Source organism: Gemmatimonadales bacterium (genome assembly GCA_036500345.1).
In the GTDB taxonomy this organism is placed as follows: domain Bacteria; phylum Gemmatimonadota; class Gemmatimonadetes; order Gemmatimonadales; family GWC2-71-9; genus Palsa-1233.
In genome coordinates this window covers 172715-191371 of the sequence record DASYCE010000002.1, presented here as the reverse complement: position 1 = coordinate 191371, position 18657 = coordinate 172715, and the positions used below count along the sequence as shown (strand labels likewise).

Genomic DNA, 18657 nt, shown 5'->3' with positions numbered 1-18657 from the left:
CCGCAGTGGAAGTTCCTGGCGGATCGGCGTCTCCTAGATGCAACTCAACAGGAGACTGCACAGATGCGAATCTCAACTCTTGCCCTGATCCTCGGTGCGGCCGCCCTGCCGATGGCCACCACTCCGGCCGCCGCGCAGGTGACCGGCTCGCTCCGGATCGGCGGTCACGGGGCCGCACTCACCATCAACTCGTACGATGCCAACAAGTACGGCGACTGGCATACGTCGTACCGTCACTGGAGCCCGGTGACGGTGTACACCCTCAATGGGCAGTACTACAACCACAGCGTCCGTGGGGCCCGGGCGGTCCAGGTCTATCGCCAGAACGGCAGCTATTTCATGCCGCCGCGCGACGACAAGTGGAATGGTTTCGATCACCGGTACAATTATCGCCATCGTCCCAACGACGATGACTATAATCACGTCCATCCGGGAACCTGACGAGACCCAGGTATCGTAACCCTCGCCGGTCTCGAGGCGAGGAACCGGGCGCCGGCTTCGAAGTCTCTTCGGGGCCGGCGTTTCGGTTTCGAATGAGCCCCTCCCCAACTGCGGGAAACGGGCTAGCTTCAGGAATGGCTGGCTGATCCGCCACGCCAACCTGCCGTCCCGTATCCAGCACTGCCGATTGCCCCCGCCGGGACCGACGCTCATCGGCGGATCGATCGTCCACGCACGTTCGCGGAAGGACCGCTCGCGAGTGACCGCCATCGCTTTCCCGAGTCGAGGAGCCGAAGAGTTCGTTCGCGAGGTGAAAGCTGCGGTCGCAGCTCACTTTGCGAGCACCGGCCGCTCCACCAAGGGCGACTGGACGATGTGGCTCAAGACGGTCATCGTCCTGTTGATGGTCGCCGGCCCGTACGCTGCGATCATGTCGCGCCACTTCGCGCCGCTCACGATGCTCGGCTTCGCGCTCGTCATGGGGGTCGGGATGGCGGGGGTGGGATTCGGCATCTCCCACGATGCGTTGCACGGCGCCTACTCCTCCAGTCCCGTCGTGAATCGCCTGCTCGGGCTGACGTTCGACCTGCTCGGCGCGAACAGCTACATGTGGAAGCTGACCCACAACGTCATTCATCACACGTACACCAATATCGAAGGGGTGGACGAAGACATCGATTTCGCGCCGTTCCTTCGACTCTCTCCGCATGCACGCCATTATCCGCAGCACCGATATCAGCATCTCTACGCGTTTGCCACCTACAGCGTTGCCACCCTCTTCTGGGTCTTCGTCAAGGACTATCGCTACTTCCTCAAGCGCGATCTCGGGCCGTACAAGAACAAGCGTCATCCTGCGAGCGAAGTGGCGCTCCTCATCGTCACCAAGCTGGTCTACTATACCTGGATGATTGTCGTGCCGGTGCTGGTGCTGCGGTTGCCGTGGTGGCAGTTCCTGATCGGCTTCCTCACCGTCCAGCTCACGGCAGGACTGATTCTCGGCGTCATCTTCCAGCTGGCACACGTCGTCGAGGGCACCGACTATCCGCTGCCGGATGCAGTCGGGCGGATGGAGCATACCTGGCTGGTGCACGAGATGATGACGACGTCGAACTTCGCGCCGAGGAATCTGCTGCTGCGGTGGTATATCGGCGGGCTCAATTACCAGATCGAGCACCACCTCTTCCCCAAGATCTGCAGTATCCACTACCCGACCATCAGCTCCATCGTCCGGCAGACGGCGGCGGCGCATGGCATCCCCTACAATGAGCACCCGACGTTGCGCCACGCGATTCGATCGCATTACCGGATGCTCAAGCGCCTCGGACGGCCGCCGGCAGTCGCGGCGGTGGAGATGCGCGTGGCGGCGTGAAACGAATCGGGCCGGCATCTGCCGGCCCGATTGTCATCGCTCAGGGAAGGAGAGCTGTTCCCGGTCCGGTATTGCCCCGGTGGCAGGTGATGCACGAGATCGCCGGTGTTCGCCCTGACCGGTTGGGGGGCAACTTCGAGAGCCCCTGCGTGTTGATCAGGTTGACCAGCTGGATCATCACGCGCGCGGTCTTCTTCTCTTCCTTCGTGTCTTCGTCCCACTTCCCATCGGGCTCATGGCAGTAGGTGCAGGAGACGCTGAGCGACCGGCCGAAATAGTCCATCGTCTTGAGCAGCGCTGCCGACGTCGAATCCTTCATCAACTGCACGTTGGTGAACTCGTCGCCGGCGGGGCGATTCTCGTTCCCCGCAATCCGCTGCGTCAACATCGCGACGACCTGGGTCCGCAGGGCGCTCAGTGAGTCACGCCGGGCAGCGCGCTGCTCAGGCGTGAGTTGCGGCCGCCGCTGGAATCCACCGGGAGGGCCGCCCGGGGGTCCACCCGGAGCGCCTGCTGGCGGCCCGCCCGCGATCGATCGCGGCGGTGCCGCTGGCGGAGTCCCCGACGTGGTGGATTGCGGGGCGCTGCCGCCCCCGGTCTGCACCACCGGTGGCGGAACCGCGCCGGCCGACGGCGCCGCCGTTCCGGGCGTCGGGGTCGGCGCCTTCCCGGTGCTCGCCGTGTTCGATGCACATGACAGAGTGGTTGCTGCCGCGATGGTAGTCACCAGCAGACGAGCATGACGCATCCGATCCCTCCTCGATGTTCGCCTAGTGTGTCCGGGCCACCCCCGATTGCACCAGCTCAGGGATGATCACGTGCGCAATCTCGTGGTTCACCTGCGACGCAGACGTCGGGTTGATGCTCTCCGTCGTCCCGCTCCAGACGACCCGACCGTTGTCCGCCGTCTCCCACAGTTCCGCCTCGTACCGGACGACGCGGTCGGCTTCAACATAGCCGGGAGAATACACCCGGGTGAAATAAGTGTAGTAGTGCCCGGTCCAACGGCGACACGTAGGTCACCGGCTCGGCGGCGAGGTATCCCGGAACGTAGTGCGTCTCGGTCGAGCTGGGGAGTTCGTGGGCCATCAGCACCGCGTCAAAGCCGCGCTGGTGGACCGCCTGCATCAACGACGCGGTGTCGGGGGCTTCGCCGGGGAAGAGTGCGTACGATGGGGTGGCGCTGATGCCGTGATCGCGGAGCGACTTGACGAAGCCATCCTCCCAGAGGCGCCGCGATGTGGCATCCTTTCGCAGCGTGACGACCAGGACGTTGTTGAGTGGCTGAGCCGGAGCATTCGGGTCACGCCACATGTTGACCAGAGAAGTCGAGGTGCAGGCGGCGAGGACGATGCCGGCCAGGACCGGGAGGCGACGAAGCGGGCGACGGAGCGACGGCATACCACCATCCGGTTGGGTTCGTCCATGGCGACGAAGGAGGTCGGAGGCTCAGCACAAGGCCGCGCTCGTGGCGGGATGAAAAGCGGGAACCATTCCGGTCGGAATCGACGTACCTTGTACCGGACCTTCAATTGGAGTCGGGATGTCACGCCGTTCGATCCCTGCGATTGCCCTTGCCGTCCTTCTCGCCGCCGCAACCGCGCGCCCCGCCGCCGCATCGCCCGTCACCGCGGCTGATACCGCGGTCTTTGCCGGGGGCTGCTTCTGGGGAATCCAGGCGGTCTTCGCCCGGGTGAAGGGCGTGATCAGTGCGACGTCGGGATACTCCGGGGGTCACCTCACCCGTCCGAGTTACGAAGAGGTAAGCACTGGAACCACCGGGCACGCCGAATCAGTGCAGGTGGTCTACGATCCCGCGCGCGTCAGCTACGACCAATTGCTGCAGGTGTTCTTCACGGTGGCGCACGATCCGACCGAGCTCAACCGGCAGGGACCCGACGAGGGGACGCAGTACCGGTCGGCAATTTTCTTTCGCACCCCCGCGCAGAAGCAGGCCGCTGACGCGTACATTGCGCGCGCCACGCAGGCGAAGACCTATTCACACCCGATCGTGACGCAGGTGATGCAATTCACCGCGTTCTATCCGGCTGAGGGGTACCACCAGAACTTCTACGACAAGAATCCGACCTATCCCTACATCGTGATCAACGACAAGCCGAAGGTCGAGCACCTCAAGCAGGAGTTCCCCGCCCTTTACCAGGCGCGCTGACGGCGGCGCGCTCCGCGCGCCCAGGGACCACCAGCGCCTTCAGAACACCTCCCGCTTCGACCGCTTCGAGCGCGTCCTTCACGCGCTCGAGCGGGTAGCCGCCGCTGACCTGGTCGCGCCACGGAATCCGGTCGCCAAAGCGCGCGGCAAGTGCGACCGCACGATGAAAGTGTGAATAGTCCGAACCCCACACCCCGCGGACCTCGACCTGCTTGCGATTGATCTGCCGATGGGGGTTGATGGCGGTATCGCCGTTGTCGGCGTACTGGCCGCAGACCACGACCCGGCCACCGTCGCGCACCAGGTCGAGCGCTTGCGAGACGGCGTCCGGTGCGCCGGTCGCTTCAATCACCACATCTGCGCCGCGGCCGCCGGTCAACCGTCGAACCTGCGCCGCGCGCTCCGGTGGCGGCGTATCGAGGCCGATCGTGTCGGTTGCGCCCATCCGCCGTGCGAAGTCGAGCCGCGCGGCGGGATCGCCGACCGTCACGACCTGCCCCGCGCCCGAGAGCGACGAGAGCGCGGTGATCGACTGTCCCACCGGTCCTGCGCCGAGGACCACGACTGACTGGCCAAGGCGTACGTCGGCGCGATCCATCGCGTGAATCGCAGTGACGAGCCCGCACCCTCCGCCGATGAATGTCTCCGGATCAAGTTCGGGTGGCATGCGCACCAGTTTGACGCCGGGCTTGATCCAGATCACTTCGGACCAGCCGCCCAGCAAGCCGTCTTCCACGCCGTAGGTGATCCCGTAGACGCGGCGGTGCGGGCACCGCGTCGTGTTCTTGGCGACGAGGCACTGGAAACAGTGGTTGCAGGTCTCGTGGACGTCGAGAAAAGTCACCACGTCGCCGTCGCGGAACGGCTTGCCGTCGATGTCGGTGAGTTTGCGGCTTGAGGCCGCAAGGACACCCACCGACACGTGGCCGGGAATCATCGGAAAGCGGACACCCGGCATTCGTCCGCGCCAGATGTGCACGTCGGTGCCGCAGACCTCGGAGTATCGCGTGGCGAGAAGCGCCGAGCCCGGGGTCAGCGTTGGGGCCCCGAATTCCACGACGCGTGGATCGGCGTTGGCGCCGTCGAGCACGGCGGCGCGGACGGTGTCACCTCGAAAGGTCACGCACTCCTCGTTGATTCGATGTCGCCCGCGGTGATGCTGCTATGGCCCGCCCATCGGCCGCCACACGCCGCCGGCGTGCTTGATCAGGTCGTCGGCTGCCGCGGGACCGGCGCTCCCCGCTGCATAATTCGGGAACCGCTCCGGCGGCTGTGCTTCCCAGTAGGCCAGGAGCGGGTCGACGATCGCCCACGCCGCTTCGACTTCGTCACTGCGCATGAAGTGCGTCTGGTCGCCGAGCATTGCGTCGAGGAGCAGCGTCTCGTAGGCGTCGTGCTCTTCGGTGCCGAACGCTTCGGCGTAGGCAAAGTCCATCTCGACCGAGCGCGCCTGCATTGCCATGCCGGGAACCTTCACGTCGAACCGCAGCGAGATCCCCTCGCGCGGCTGGATGCGCGCCACCAGCACGTTGGGCTCGAGTCGCTCGCCGTCCTCCGCAGGAAAGAGCATCAGCGGCGGACAGCGGAAGCGGATCGCGATCTCGGTGCCGCTGGTGGCGAGACGTTTCCCCGCCCGGACGAGAAACGGCACCCCCTGCCAGCGCCAGTTGTCGACGTTGAAATGTACCGCGGCGTACGTCGGGGTCTGGGAGTGCGGTGCCACATGCTCTTCCTGCCGGTACCCGATCACGTCGGCGCCGTCGACGCGCCCCGGACCGTACTGGCCGCGCACCGCGGCGCCGGGCTCGATCGGATGAATGGCACGGAGAACCTTGAGCTTCTCGTCGCGCACCGAATCGGAGGCGAACGTGGTCGGCGGCTCCATCGCGGTCAGCGCAAGCAACTGAAGAAGGTGATTCTGGAACATGTCGCGGACGATTCCCGCTTCCTCGTAGTACTTGCCGCGGTGCTCGACGCCGATCGCTTCGCTCGCGGTGATCTGCACCTGCTCGATGTAGTGCCGGTTCCACACCGTCTCGAAAATCGAATTGGCAAACCGCAGCACGAGGAGGTTCTGCACCGTCTCCTTGCCGAGGTAATGATCGATGCGATAGAGCTGGAATTCCGCCATTACGCGCCGGGCGCCGCGCTGCAGCGCATGTGCACTGGGGCCGTCGTGACCGAACGGCTTCTCGATCACGACGCGCGTCCAGGGACGTTCGGCGGGATCGCGCTGCTTGGGCAGCAATCCCGACGCGGCGAGCTGGCGGATCACCGGCAGGTACAACGACGGCGGCAACGCCAGATGAAAAAGATGGCCCTCGAGCTCGGGGACCGTCTGATTGATCGGTTCGAGGGCGGTGCGGAGCTGCGCGTATCCGTCGGCACTTCCCAGATCGGCCGAGATGTAGAAGAGTCGCTTGCCGAACTCGGGCCATCCGCGAGCCAGCGACGCCGCATCGATCCCGGTTTCCCTGAGCGCCGCGGCGACCAGCTCCCGGTAGGCATCGTCGCTGCTGCTGCTGGCTCGGTCGACACCGACGATGGCGAATTCGTCGGGGAGGCCGCCGTCGAGATAGAGATGGAAGAGCGCCGGCAACAGCTTGCGATGCGCCAGATCGCCGCCGCCGCCGAGGATGACGACCACGCAGCGCCCCGGCTTGGGCATCGCCGGTCGCTGCACCGGGAACTCGCCGGTGATCTTGACGGGTGTCGTGATCGGCGCCGTCATGTGTGCTTGACCGCGTGGCCGCCGAACTCATTGCGCAGCGCGGCAATCACCTTGGCCGAGAACGACTCCGCCTGCCGCGACCGCAACCGCGCCAGGAGCGACGCCGTGATGACCGGCGCGGGAACGTCGAGCGCGATTGCTTCGGCAACGGTCCAGCGGCCCTCGCCGGAGTCATCGACATACCCGCGCAGCCCGGAGAGATCATTCCCCTTGGCGAATGCCTGCTCCGCCAATTCGTTGAGCCATGACCGGACCACGCTTCCCTGGTTCCAGAGTCCTGCGATCCGGTGCAGATCGAGCGACGGGAATTCCTTCGACGCATGCAGGATTTCGTATCCCTCCGCGTAGGCCTGGAGCAGGCCGTATTCGATCCCGTTGTGGACCATCTTGACGTAGTGTCCCGATCCCGGCGGTCCCATCCGCGCATACCCGTTTTCAGGAGCGAGGGTCCGGAAGATCGGCTCGCACGTGGTGCACGCCGATTCCGATCCACCGACCATGAGGCAGTATCCGTTGGCGAGACCCCAGACCCCGCCGCTCGTCCCGGCATCGATGAACTCGATCGACCGCCCCCGCAACGCGTCGGCTCGGCGCATCGAATCGCGGAAGTTCGAGTTGCCGCCATCGATGATGATGTCCCCGGGTTGCAGCCGGTCGGCGATCGCGTTGATCGTCTGCTCGGTCGGATCGCCGGCGGGGACCATCACCCAGACCACCCGCGGCGCCGCGAGTTGCGCCACGACATCGTCGAGGTCACGCGCCCCGGTGGCGCCCCTGGCCGACGCCGCGGCGATCGCTTCGGGACTCCGATCGTAGACGACGACCTGATGGCCGCCGCGAATCAATCGCTCGGTCATGTTCCCGCCCATCTTGCCGAGACCGATCATCGCCATGCGCATGGTTCAGGTATCCTCTGGTTGCAAGTGTGCCGCGGCGTCGCGGTCGAGAATCCACAGACCGTCCCGTGCCAGCGCCGCGGGGAACCGCCCGCCATCTGTCTTGCCAAGGACTGCGGCAACTACCGCAGCCTTGTCGCTCCCCGCAACCAGTACCGCGACGGTACGGGCAGCGGCGATCACCGGGGGGGTGATCGTGAGCCGAGCCACCTGTGGCGCGATCGGTGGCCGCGGCGGTGCTGCCGCAATGACCCGGCGCGTGGATTCGTGCAGCGCGGGCGATTCCGGAAAGAGAGACGCCGTGTGACCGTCTGGGCCGACACCGAGGAGCAGCAGATCGAGCGCGAGGGGAAGGAGCCGATCGTAGTCGCGCGCCGCCGCGTCAAGATCCGTGCGCTCGGCTTCCATGCGGTGGATCGATGTCGCCGGGATCGGGACCAGGTCGAGGAAGACCCGGCGGATCATCCCGTAGTTGCTGTCGCCGGCATCAGGCGGGACCGCCCGTTCGTCCGCGAAGTAGACCGAAACCTTCCCCCACTCGATCTCGGCAGTCGCCACCTTGGCGAGCACCGGTCCGGGTGTCGACCCCCCGGAGAGTGCCAACCGGCAATTCCCGGAGGTCGCAATCGACGTCGTGACAAGCTCGCCGATGCGTTGCGCCGCTACTGCAGCAAACTGGTTCGCGGGCGCCACCACGATCGTGGTCATGGGGTAAGAATAGCCGGATCGCGATACCAGCGACCCGGGAGTTGGCACGTGCTAATGCAGGCGGATGATTTCGACCATTTCGAATAGCAGCGCGACGGCACAGATCGCGGTGACCGACATCGTCACCAGCTTGCGGCGGAGATCGCGGGCCCCGGTGGTATGAACGTGACCACGGGAAACCAGTACAGGAGTGCGGTGATGTACGGACATGTAACCTTCCATCTTCCGGTCGGCGAACAGGCGTGCGACCAGGTGCGGGTCGCGCAACAACCGGAGACGGTCAGCGGGAAGGTTCGTGCACGGCTCGGCGCCGGGTCAGCGGATTTCCTCTCGGCGCGCGTCGTCCGACCCACCGCGACTGCGGCTGTCCTGCAGGATCGTCTTCATGCGCAAAGCCAGCTGTTCGATCGCCTGGACACCCTGCCGGGTTTCCTCGTCGAGCGTTACGCCGCTGCCAAGAATGAGCTGGGCTTCTCCAAGGATCGATGACAGGGGATTCGCCAGCGAGTGGCGAAGGTTGCCGATGTCGTCCAGGTCAGTCATCCGCAGTCCTTTCAGTTCCGGAACGGCACCGGGACAAAGGTCAGGATCAGCACCGCAAGCGATGCCAGCGCGATCCACCGACCGTACCGCGTCACCGGGCGCGACGGGATGACCACGTCCGGGTGACTCCACCGCCCGCCGCCAATCACGAAGGTAAGTCCGGCCCAGAGATACCACATCGGTGCGCGGGTACCAAGCACCACCAGTGCCGCCGCCACGACGATCGCGACCGGGCGCTGCGCCTTCCCTGCCACACCATACAATACGTGTCCCCCGTCGAGCTGGGAGAGCGGCAGCAGGTTGAGACCGGTGATGAACATCCCTACCCATCCCGCAAATGCCGGTGCCGAGAGGAGGACCGATCCAGTGCCGGGTACGAGCCAATTCCGGAGCCCGCGCACGAGGATCGAGTCACCCAGCAGGATCGGCTTCCCCGCAAAGAGAATGAATGACGGGGAGCCGGTCGCTCCGACGTCGAACCGGTGGGAGATGGTGAATCCCCAGACCAGGACGCCCAGCGCGATCACGAACCCCGCGAGCGGCCCCGCGGCGCCCACATCGAGCAGCTGCCGCCGGTCGTAGACCGGGCTTCGCAGGCGAATGAAGGCGCCGAGGCCGCCGATCGGCGACAGGTTCGGGGGAACCGGGATGAAGTACGGTGGCGAGACGTCGATGCTGTATCGCTTGGCGGCGAAATAGTGCCCCAGCTCGTGCACCAGCAGGATGCCGAGGAGCGGCACCCCGAACTCCCAGCCGTGCAGCAGGACCCGCCATCCTCCCGAAATCACGAAGCGTCCGAAATCGACTGCGCCGGCCAGGGCACCGCTGATTCCGGAATAGGCCGGGGGTCGGATCGCGCCGGAGACGACCTCGCCCGCGCCCAGGGTGCAGACGATGAACAGGAGAAGAAGCGCGCCGTGCCAGAGCCAGCGCTCCGGTCGGGCCGGGGCCGATCCCCGGATCAGGACGAGGCGGGTCCGCGCATCATCGCCCCAGTACCAGGTGCCGGGCCACCGGTCGAGGAACGCGGCAAGTTCGGCGGAGGGGCCGAGGTATCGGTCGGCAACGATCCCGTCGATGACCTCGCGATCCCCGGCCAGCGATATTTCGCGCCATGTGGCGTAATACGTTGCAGGCGTGGTCACACCATCACTTGACGCCGACGTGCGATTACCGTATTGTCTGGCGCTTCCAGTAACCCCGCGTCAGGTCCCGATCCCTTCGCACCAACCACGCGCTCCGCGCGAGTCTCATACGCCAGACACATTGATTCCAGACGACCAGTCATCCCGGCCTTTCGTGTCGCACCGAATGCGGCAGCCATCGCCATCCGGAGTGCTCCGTGGATATCGCTGAATTGAAGCAGAAGTCCGTGGCCGAATTGCATGCGCTCGCCGCGGAACTCAACATCACCAACTATTCCGGCCTCCGCAAGCAGGACCTGATCTTCCGCATCGAGCAATCGCTGCTCGACAAGGACACGGTCATCCGCGGCGAGGGCGTCCTCGAAATCCTCCCCGAAGGATATGGATTCCTTCGCTCGCAGGATTGGAATTACCTCTACGGTCCGGACGACATTTACGTCTCCCCGAGCCAGATCAAGCGGTTCGATCTGCGCACCGGCGACACCATCATGGGGCAAGTGCGGCCGCCGAAGGAGGGGGAACGGTACCTCGCCCTCCTCAAGGTGGAGAGCGTCAACTATGAAGAACCCGACAAGACCAAGTCGCGGATCGCATTCGATAACCTCAAGCCGCGGTACCCCGATCAGCGCATCCGGCTGGAGCGGAAGAACAACGACCTGTCGATGCGCGTCGTCGACCTCATGTCACCGATCGGCAAGGGACAGCGTGGCCTGATCGTGGCGCAGCCGAAGGCCGGCAAGACGATCCTCCTCCAGAAGCTCGCCAACGCCATCACCGAGAATCATCCGGAGTGCTACCTCATCGTCCTGCTGATCGACGAGCGCCCGGAAGAAGTCACCGACATGCAGGAGAACGTCGCCGCGGAAGTGATCGCGTCGACGTTCGACGAACCTGCCGATCGCCACGTCCAGGTCGCCGACATGGTGATCGAAAAGGCCCGGCGCCTGGTGGAGCATGGGCGCGACGTGATCATCCTCCTCGACTCGATCACCCGGCTCGCCCGCGCGCACAACGTCGTCGTGCCGCATTCGGGCAAGATCCTCTCCGGCGGTGTCGATGCCAACGCCCTGCAGAAGCCGAAGCGTTTCTTCGGTGCGGCGCGCAACATCGAGGGAGGCGGATCGCTGACGATCGTCGCCACGGCGCTGATCGACACCGGCTCCCGGATGGACGAAGTGATCTTCGAGGAGTTCAAGGGAACCGGCAACATGGAACTGGTCCTCGACCGCCGGCTCGCCGACCGCCGCGTCTTCCCGGCGATCGACATCAACAAGTCCGGCACACGCAAGGAAGAGCTGCTCCTCGACAAGGACGAGCTCAACCGCGTCTACCTGCTCCGCAACTTCCTGGCCGACATGCCGGTGGTCGAAGCCATGGAATTCCTGCTGGAGCGGATGAAGCGCACCAAGTCCAACAAGGAATTCTTCGCCACGATGGCGCAGTGATCGGCCGATGGCGGTGATTCCGCCGTCGGGTCGCGTCATGGCGCTCGACTGGGGAACCTCGCGCATCGGCGTCGCGATCAGCGACGAAACGCAGCTGGTCGCCACGCCGCTCGTGACGGTGCGCCGGCGGACCGGGCGCCGCCTGCCGCTCCGCGACCTCCTCGACGTCATCGATCGCGAATCACCGGTCGGGCTCGTCGTCGGGTTGCCGCTCGATGACAACGGCCTCGAAGGCCCCGCGGCGATCGCCGCGCGCGACATGGGGGGCTCCGTGAGCGCGCGCCGGCCACTTCCCGTTGAGTGGATCGACGAAAGCTTCACCACGGCCGACACGCTGCGCACATTGCGCGAGACCGGCACCGGGGCGTCGCTCGGCGTCGACGCGTCGGCCGCGGCGACGATGCTGCAGCACTGGCTGAACGGACGCAGGTGAGATCGCGTCGCGTCGCCGTGACGACCTTCGCCGCGGCGCTCGCCGCCTGCGGCGGATCGAAGACGGCCGAGCGGGTGCCGATCCCGCCAGGCTCCTCGCTGCGGGCCGCCGCCGATTCACTCAAGGCGCACGGCGTGATCTGGTCGGCAACCCTGTTCAGGATCCGGGCGCGGTGGGCACACGTGGATCGGTCGCTCAAGGCGGGCGTGTATGAACTGCCGCGCCACGCGCCGTTCACGATGGTGATGCACGCACTCGCCGGCGGTGACGCGATGCACTTCCGGATCACGCTCCCCAAAGGGGGCACCCTCTTCGATCTCGCCCGCGCCGCCGCGACCACGCTCAACCTCCCCACCGACAGCGTCCTCGCCGCCGCGCGCGATTCGGCGCTGCTGCGTCAGCTCGGCATCGACGGCCCGAGCGCCGAAGGGTGGCTCCTTCCCGAGACATTCGAATTCGGCCAGTTCGACAGTGCCCGAACCGTGATCACCCGCTTTGCCGCCGCGCGGCGCGCCAGCTGGGATTCGGGCTGGGATGCGCGAGCCCGTGGAGAGGGGATGGACCGGCGCGAGCTTGTCACGCTCGCAAGCCTGGTCGAGGCGGAGGCAGCCGGCGATTCCGATCGCGCGCTGATCGCGGCAGTGTATCGCAATCGCCTCAAGCTCGGGATGCCGTTGCAGGCCGATCCCGCCATCGAGTACGGATACCTGATCAAGACCGGGCAGCGGAAGGGTCGGCTGAGCGAAGCGGACTACCAGTTCGACTCGCCGTGGAATACCTACCTGCACCCCGGCCTGCCGCCGGGCCCGATCGACAATCCGTCACGCGGCGCGATCGAGGCGGTGCTCGATGCTCCCAAGGTCCCGTACCTGTATTTCGTCGCAGATGGACAGGGCCGGAGCCATTTCGCAACCAGCTACCAGGACCATCTCCGCAACGTGAAGCGCTACCTGGCGCCGGCCGCACCCCACTAACGCCGCCGGTCGAGTTCGACCGCGTAGCGCCGCGCACCTTCCGTCACCTCCGGGTGGGCGAGGATCCCGCTGCCGACCGCGACACCGGCGAATCCTGCATCCAACGCAGCCGCGACATCATTCGGCTGAACATTCCCGATCAACACCGACGGCCGCGTCCCCGCCGCCTCGCGGATCTTGCTGGCGCCGGCGAAACCGATCGCGGCGCCGGCGTCGGCCTTCGTCTCGGTTGATCGCAGCGGGCCGATCCCCCAGTAGTCGGCGGCGGCGGCGCGAGCGGCTTCTCCGTCCACGCCGACCGACGCGCCGATGATGAAGCCGCGGGGAACGACCCGGCGAGCGAGCGCAGGTGCGAGATCATCGGGGCCGAGATGGACGCCGGCCGCGCCGATGGCGAGGGCCAGGTCTACGCGGTCGTTGACGATCAGCGGGACGGTGAGAGCCGAGAGAAGGCGCCGTCCGACGGCGACGATTTCCCGGTCGGCGGCGAGCTTGAGGCGCAGCTGCACCATCGTTACGCCGCCGGTCACGGCAGCCGCGCACACGACGACCGGATCGCGTCCGGCCAGCAACCGGTCATCGGTCACCAGCATCAGGCGAAGAGCGGCCACTAGATTGTCGCGCATGACACGGAAGATGGACTGACCGGCGTGCCCTGGGCCACCGTTTCGTCGCGAGGGGCCGATCGATGGGTCCGCGGACATCCGTGGATCTATCGCAGCGACGTGGTCTCGTCGCCCGACGGCGCGGGCATTGTCGCCGTCCGCGACGCACGTGGGACGTTCCTCGGCCAGGCGCTCTGCTCGCCCCGATCGGAGATCCGCCTGCGCCTCCTCGATCGCAGCGATGCGCCAATCGACGGCGCGTGGTGGCGTGAGCGGTTCACCAGATGCCGCGACGCCCGCGCCGGAATCGACGCCAATGCGTGGCGAGCGGTTCACGCCGAAGGCGACGGACTCCCGGCGCTGGTGGTCGATCGCTACGACCGGTGGCTGGTGGTGCAGCTCCTCTCGGCCGCGCTCGAAACGGTGCGCGATGTGATCATCGAGGCACTCGGCGCAGTGTTCGAACCTGACGGCATCCTGTTGCGCCACGACACACCGGTTCGCCGCCTGGAGGGGTTGTCCGAAGAAGTGGAAGTCGCGGCGGGGACGGTGCCCGAACGCGTGGAGATTCGCGAGGGCAACGTCCGCTGGCTTGCCGCGCCGTGGACTGGCCAGAAGACCGGCGCGTTTCTCGATCAGCGGGAAAACCGGATACTTGCAGCGACCACCGTCCCCAACGGTGGGACCGCCCTCGATTGCTTCGCGTACCATGGTTCGTTCGCGCTGCACCTGGCGCAGCGGGCCCGGTCGGTCACGGCACTCGACGTCAGCGCCGACGCGATCGAGCGGGGCCGGGAGAATGCCCGCCTCAATCACGTCGATTCGATCGACTGGGTCGTGGGGGATGCCTTCGACCTCCTCCCGACCTGGGCTCGCGCCGGTCGCCGTTTCGACCTGGTGGTGGTCGATCCGCCGGCGTTCGCCAAGAACCGTGGTCATCTCGAGGCCGCGCTGCGCGGCTACCACGAGATCAACCGACGTGCGATGCGGCTGGTGGCACCCGGCGGCTATCTGCTCAGCGCCAGTTGCTCGTTCCATCTGTCGAGGCCGCGGTTCCACGAGATGATTGCCCGCGCGGCAGCGGAGAGCGGCCAGCGCTTCGTGCTCGAACGAATCCTGGGCCAGAGCCGCGACCATCCGGAGGTCGTGACGATTCCCGAGACGGGATATCTCAAGGGCGTCCTCCTCCGCGCCAATTGACGGCGGCGTGACAATTCACGACTTTGCGTGATGCTCTCGGCGCAGGACGTCCTCGCACCAGCCCGCAAACGCCGGCCGATCCGGTCGCTGCGCCAGCAATACGATCTGTACATCATGGATCGAATCGAGCACTACAAGAACACCATCTCGCGGGAAGAGCTCCTTCGCCAAGCCGATGAGGCGATGGTCGACCTGCGCGGCGAGGAGCAGTTCCTGCTGACCGAAGTCCTCGCGCAGACCGCAGTCGACGAGTTCATCAAGAAGCGCCTCGGCATCCGCTCCTTCGACAGCTGGCGCAAATCGTATCCCAAGCGTCGCGCCGCACAGCGAGACCCGACCCACTGGGGACTCGACGCCACTCATCTCGCGGCGACCCTGGCGCCACGTCTCGAACCCGATGATCCGGTGCTGGTGGTCGGCAGCGGGGCGGAGTCGAGCGCGTACCTCCTCGCGGCCCACGACGGCGTGGTCACCTTCCTCGACCGTGACGTCGGTGTCGTCGAACGGGCGGAACACCGGATTGCACTCGAGTCGCTGTCGTCGTCGTTCGAAGCGGTCTGCGTTCAGTTCGGAAAGTGGCTCCCGTGCGTGAGCGACGACTTCGTGCTCGTGATCGTCGATGCGGGAACGCTGGCGTCGATGTCGCCCGGCGAACGACGGATCCTGCTCGCCGAACTCCAGCGGATGACCGCGCCAGGCGGGCTGCACGCCCTGGTCCCCGACGCCGCCGGCACCGGTTCGGAAGGGCTGGCGGGACACTATGCCGCGTGGCAGCGTGAAGCGGTGCCGACGGCGGGGCGGCGTGTCCGCGGCGCGGCGGCGCGCGGCGCACTCTTCATGAAGCCGGCCGCGGTCGCCGAAGCGGAGCGCGCGGCGCGCGCGTAGCAACCGGATGCCATGAACGCGCGAAGGGCCGGCAGATGCCGGCCCTTCTGTTGTGCGCTCGCGAAGTGCTCGCGAGGGTCGCGAACTACTTGCCGCGCTTCGCGGCCTTCTTGCGACCGCGCTTTGCGGCCTTCTTGCCGCGCTTCGCGGCCTTCTTCGCGCCGCGCTTTGCGGCCTTCTTACGAGCTGCCATGGAGCCTCCCTGAGAATAGGTTGCGCGAGGCATCGTCGTACGCGCGATGCTCGCGGCGACGTCTCCAGCACCGAGTGCGGAGTAGCGTCGGCATATACAAGATCGAAATTTTCCCGTAACGCGCAATACCCCCCGCGTGCAAGAGCGACTCCCGGCCGGCACGATGCATCCCGCTCGACGCGCGCGCACCGCACTCTCCGGTGCCGGTTCGATGCCGGTTGCGCGCGCGCGTGTCATCGTCTCGCGCGACACACACGCATGCAGTGCGGCACGAGGTGTCGTGACGCTGTCGCCATCAACGCCAGTGTCCGTGCGGCTTTCCGCAGGATCATCACCGGACGCATCATGACGCGCCGACGGCGCGCCGCAACCACACCACGCTGCACGCGTCGGCGCCGCTCGCGTGCAACATGCCTCGAAAACCGATCGGTCGGCGCGCGATCACCGACCGGTCGCGCGCCGACCGCGACTGTCCGGATTCGGGGCGCGAAACCGATTTTCATACCACCGGGATCCCGGTACTGCACCGGTCACCGGATGTGCGGGAGAGTGTCGTTCACTTCATTCTTCCGGGACGCCGATTCATATTCCTCGCCGTTCACTCACTCGCCAAGGATACGATGCGCGCACTGCTGAAGTCCGCTCCAGGCGTCGGCATGGAACTCGTCGATCGTCCCGTGCCGACGATTGGTGCGCACGATGTGCTGATCAAGGTGCATCACGCCGGTGTCTGCGGCACCGACCTGCACATCTGGGAATGGGACGCGTGGGCTGCGGGACGGCTGAAGCCGCCGGTGGTAATCGGTCACGAGTTCGCCGGTGAGGTTGCCGACCTCGGCCCCGCCGCTCTGGCCGAGGGGATCTTCGCCGTCGGCGACCGGGTCACCGCAGAAGGCCACGTGATCTGCGGCCATTGCGTCCCATGTCGCACCGGCAATGGTCATCTCTGTGTCAGGACCTCGATCATCGGCGTCGACCGCGACGGCGCGTTCGCGGACTACATCGCGATGCCGGCGTCGAACGTGATGCACCTCGACGGCATCCCCACCGACATCGGCGCGATCATGGACCCGATCGGCAACGCAGTCCATACCGCGCTCGAAGGGGGCGACGTCGCGGGAAGCACCGCGCTCGTGATCGGCTGCGGCCCGATCGGCTGCTTCGCCGTCGGCGTGCTCCGCGCCGCCGGAGCCTCGCTGGTCATCGCCTCCGACCTCAATCCGACGCGCCGGACCCTGGCCGAAAAAATGGGGGCGCATCACACGCTCGATCCCAGGGAGCACGACGTGGTGGCGCGCGCTCGCGACCTCACCAGCGGTCTTGGCGTCGACCTGGTCTGCGAGATGAGCGGTCACCCGTCGGGACATTCCACGGCATTTGCCGCGGCACGTCCCGGTGGCCGCGTCAACCTGCTCGGCACGCCGAGCCGGACGACGGAAGTCGACTTCGCGCGCGACGTGATCTTCAAGGGGCTGGTCCTGTACGGTGTGACCGGCCGCAAGATGTATTCGACCTGGATCCACATGATGCGTCTGCTCCAGTCGGGGCAGTTCGATCCGCGCCCGGTCGTGACGCACCGCTTTCCGCTCGAGCGGATCGCCGATGCGATCGGGGTGATCAAGGATGGTTCCGCAGGCAAGGTGATTCTCGAGGTGGCCGGATGACCCAGGGGAGCAATGCACTCGATCGCCGGGTCAGCGCGGCGCTCGATCAATTCCGTCGCGATGGTGTCTACAAGGAATTCCTCTATCTGGAATCGCCGCAGGCGCCGCGCGTCAGGATGGAAGGCCATGGCGATGTCATCATTCTCTCCTCCAACAACTACCTGGGGCTGAGCGACAATGCGGTGGTCATGGCGGCGGGCAAGGGTGCGATCGATCAGTACGGCGCGGGAACCGCATCGGTTCGCTTCATTTGCGGCACCTTCGCGATTCACCGCGACCTCGAAGCCGCGTGCGCCAGGCTGGTCGGAACGGCAGCCTCGATCTCCTTCGTCAGCTGCTGGAACGCCAACGAAGCGCTTCCCGCCACCATCCTCACCGATCGCGACATCATCCTTTCGGATCAGCTGAATCACGCATCGATCATCGACGCGATGCGGCTCGCCAAGTCGATCACCAAGTGCGAGACCGGGGTCTTCAGGCACCGGAACTACGACGAGCTCGATGGCAAGCTCGCCGCGGCCAGCGACAGGGAGGTCAAGCTGGTGGTGAGCGACGGCATCTTCTCGATGGAGGGGTCGGTCGTCGACCTGCCGGCGCTCCTCGCCGTCTGTCGCAAGCACGGTGCGCTCGTCTGGCTCGACGACTCGCATGCCACCGGTGTCCTGGGAACGACCGGTCGCGGGACGGCCGAACATTTTGGCCTGCTGGGCGAGGTCGACATCATCACGTCGACGTTGGGAAAGGCCCTTGGCGGAGCTGCCGGCGGGTTCCTCGCAGGGTCATCGGCACTCTGCGATTACGTCATGCAACGCGCCCGCCCGCAGCTCTTTACCAACGCGCTCCCGGCCACCGTGGCAGCCTCCGCCCTTGCGGCGATCGAGGTCCTGGAGGCCGAGCCCGAACGGGTCGCCACCTTGCGGTCCAATACCGCCTATTTCCGTCAGGGTCTCCTGAAACTCGGGTTTCGACCACTACCGGGCGATACTCCTATTGTGCCTGTCATCCTCGGCGAAACCGCCGCTGCGATCCGGATGAGCCAACTCCTGCTCGAGCAAGGGGTTTTCGTCACCGGATTCGGCTATCCGGTGGTACCCCAGGGGGAGGCACGAGTCCGCTGCCAGATCTCGGCAGGCCACACCCGGGAAGACCTCGACGAGGCTCTCGCCGCATTTTCCCGGGTCGGCAGCCAACTTGGTCTGATTTGAACCCACGGTCTGTTCCTTGCGGCGGACAGCCTCAACGCACTCTTCAGGAG

At 66.1% G+C, this 18657-nt stretch carries 21 protein-coding genes; 10 read left to right on the top strand and 11 right to left on the bottom strand.

What is annotated here, in order from left to right:
- The first annotated feature begins 63 nt into the window (after window positions 1-63).
- Entirely contained in the window at window positions 64-441 is a 378-nt protein-coding gene (locus VGM20_01365; GenBank protein ID HEY4099507.1) for a hypothetical protein, read from the top strand.
- A gap of 259 nt (window positions 442-700) precedes the next feature.
- Window positions 701-1810, top strand: coding sequence for an acyl-CoA desaturase (locus VGM20_01360; GenBank protein HEY4099506.1), 1110 nt, complete (start codon window positions 701-703; stop codon window positions 1808-1810).
- A gap of 40 nt (window positions 1811-1850) precedes the next feature.
- On the opposite strand, the gene VGM20_01355 is transcribed toward VGM20_01360, so the two are convergent.
- From VGM20_01355 to VGM20_01345, 3 genes are read right to left on the bottom strand one after another with little or no spacing between them, the layout of a single operon-like run.
- The gene (locus tag VGM20_01355; GenBank protein HEY4099505.1) at window positions 1851-2558 is read right to left on the bottom strand and encodes a c-type cytochrome; all 708 of its coding nucleotides are present in this window, start codon (window positions 2556-2558) and stop codon (window positions 1851-1853) included.
- 22 nt (window positions 2559-2580) lie between these two features.
- Window positions 2581-2781 (bottom strand): hypothetical protein, encoded by a 201-nt coding sequence (locus tag VGM20_01350; protein HEY4099504.1) that lies wholly within the window; start codon window positions 2779-2781, stop codon window positions 2581-2583.
- The gene (locus tag VGM20_01345; protein HEY4099503.1) at window positions 2759-3211 is read right to left on the bottom strand and encodes a hypothetical protein; all 453 of its coding nucleotides are present in this window, start codon (window positions 3209-3211) and stop codon (window positions 2759-2761) included. The genes VGM20_01350 and VGM20_01345 overlap by 23 nt, the downstream gene beginning before the upstream one ends.
- Window positions 3212-3353: 142 nt before the next feature.
- Here VGM20_01345 and msrA point away from each other — a divergent pair, with 142 nt between their 5' ends.
- Window positions 3354-3980, top strand: a complete 627-nt coding sequence (gene msrA, locus VGM20_01340; protein ID HEY4099502.1) for a peptide-methionine (S)-S-oxide reductase MsrA — start codon at window positions 3354-3356, stop codon at window positions 3978-3980.
- On the opposite strand, the gene VGM20_01335 is transcribed toward msrA, so the two are convergent.
- The 7 genes from VGM20_01335 to VGM20_01305 are packed head-to-tail and all read right to left on the bottom strand — an operon-like array spanning window position 3943 to window position 10003.
- Window positions 3943-5103, bottom strand: coding sequence for a zinc-binding dehydrogenase (locus VGM20_01335; GenBank protein HEY4099501.1), 1161 nt, complete (start codon window positions 5101-5103; stop codon window positions 3943-3945). The two genes, msrA and VGM20_01335, sit on opposite strands and share 38 nt — an antisense overlap.
- 39 nt (window positions 5104-5142) lie before the next feature.
- Complete coding sequence (zwf, locus tag VGM20_01330) at window positions 5143-6711, bottom strand: glucose-6-phosphate dehydrogenase (protein ID HEY4099500.1); 1569 nt, start codon at window positions 6709-6711, stop codon at window positions 5143-5145.
- Window positions 6708-7604, bottom strand: coding sequence for a decarboxylating 6-phosphogluconate dehydrogenase (gnd, locus tag VGM20_01325; protein ID HEY4099499.1), 897 nt, complete (start codon window positions 7602-7604; stop codon window positions 6708-6710). The genes zwf and gnd overlap by 4 nt, the downstream gene beginning before the upstream one ends.
- 9 nt (window positions 7605-7613) lie before the next feature.
- Entirely contained in the window at window positions 7614-8315 is a 702-nt protein-coding gene (pgl, locus tag VGM20_01320) for a 6-phosphogluconolactonase (GenBank protein ID HEY4099498.1), read from the bottom strand.
- 51 nt (window positions 8316-8366) lie between these two features.
- Entirely contained in the window at window positions 8367-8582 is a 216-nt protein-coding gene (locus VGM20_01315) for a hypothetical protein (GenBank protein ID HEY4099497.1), read from the bottom strand.
- Between the two features lie 48 nt (window positions 8583-8630).
- Window positions 8631-8858 (bottom strand): histidine kinase dimerization/phospho-acceptor domain-containing protein, encoded by a 228-nt coding sequence (locus VGM20_01310; protein HEY4099496.1) that lies wholly within the window; start codon window positions 8856-8858, stop codon window positions 8631-8633.
- Between the two features lie 11 nt (window positions 8859-8869).
- Window positions 8870-10003, bottom strand: coding sequence for a site-2 protease family protein (locus VGM20_01305; protein ID HEY4099495.1), 1134 nt, complete (start codon window positions 10001-10003; stop codon window positions 8870-8872).
- Window positions 10004-10200: 197 nt separating this feature from the next.
- Here VGM20_01305 and rho point away from each other — a divergent pair, with 197 nt between their 5' ends.
- Genes rho through mltG form a run of 3 tightly spaced genes read left to right on the top strand, consistent with a single transcriptional unit; the run spans window position 10201 to window position 12855 of the window.
- Window positions 10201-11448 carry a transcription termination factor Rho gene (rho, locus tag VGM20_01300; GenBank protein HEY4099494.1) on the top strand — a complete coding sequence of 416 codons (1248 nt, stop codon included), beginning with the start codon at window positions 10201-10203 and terminating at the stop codon, window positions 11446-11448.
- A 7-nt stretch (window positions 11449-11455) separates the two neighbouring features.
- On the top strand, window positions 11456-11881 hold the full coding sequence (ruvX, locus tag VGM20_01295) for a Holliday junction resolvase RuvX (protein ID HEY4099493.1): 426 nt from the start codon (window positions 11456-11458) through the stop codon (window positions 11879-11881).
- Window positions 11878-12855: an endolytic transglycosylase MltG gene (gene mltG / locus VGM20_01290; GenBank protein HEY4099492.1), complete on the top strand. Its 978-nt coding sequence runs from the start codon at window positions 11878-11880 to the stop codon at window positions 12853-12855. The genes ruvX and mltG overlap by 4 nt, the downstream gene beginning before the upstream one ends.
- Here the strand turns inward: mltG and VGM20_01285 are convergent.
- Entirely contained in the window at window positions 12852-13481 is a 630-nt protein-coding gene (locus tag VGM20_01285; protein ID HEY4099491.1) for a thiamine phosphate synthase, read from the bottom strand. The two genes, mltG and VGM20_01285, sit on opposite strands and share 4 nt — an antisense overlap.
- A gap of 24 nt (window positions 13482-13505) precedes the next feature.
- Between VGM20_01285 and VGM20_01280 the strand changes: the two genes are divergently transcribed.
- The 4 genes from VGM20_01280 to VGM20_01265 all read left to right on the top strand — a co-directional run bounded on the left by VGM20_01280 (window position 13506) and on the right by VGM20_01265 (window position 18607).
- Window positions 13506-14660, top strand: coding sequence for a class I SAM-dependent rRNA methyltransferase (locus VGM20_01280; protein HEY4099490.1), 1155 nt, complete (start codon window positions 13506-13508; stop codon window positions 14658-14660).
- A gap of 30 nt (window positions 14661-14690) precedes the next feature.
- Complete coding sequence (locus VGM20_01275) at window positions 14691-15545, top strand: hypothetical protein (GenBank protein HEY4099489.1); 855 nt, start codon at window positions 14691-14693, stop codon at window positions 15543-15545.
- Between the two features lie 603 nt (window positions 15546-16148).
- Entirely contained in the window at window positions 16149-17402 is a 1254-nt protein-coding gene (gene tdh, locus VGM20_01270) for an L-threonine 3-dehydrogenase (GenBank protein HEY4099488.1), read from the top strand.
- Window positions 17399-18607 (top strand): aminotransferase class I/II-fold pyridoxal phosphate-dependent enzyme, encoded by a 1209-nt coding sequence (locus tag VGM20_01265; GenBank protein HEY4099487.1) that lies wholly within the window; start codon window positions 17399-17401, stop codon window positions 18605-18607. Before tdh ends, VGM20_01265 begins: the two co-directional genes overlap by 4 nt.
- Window positions 18608-18657 lie beyond the last annotated feature (50 nt).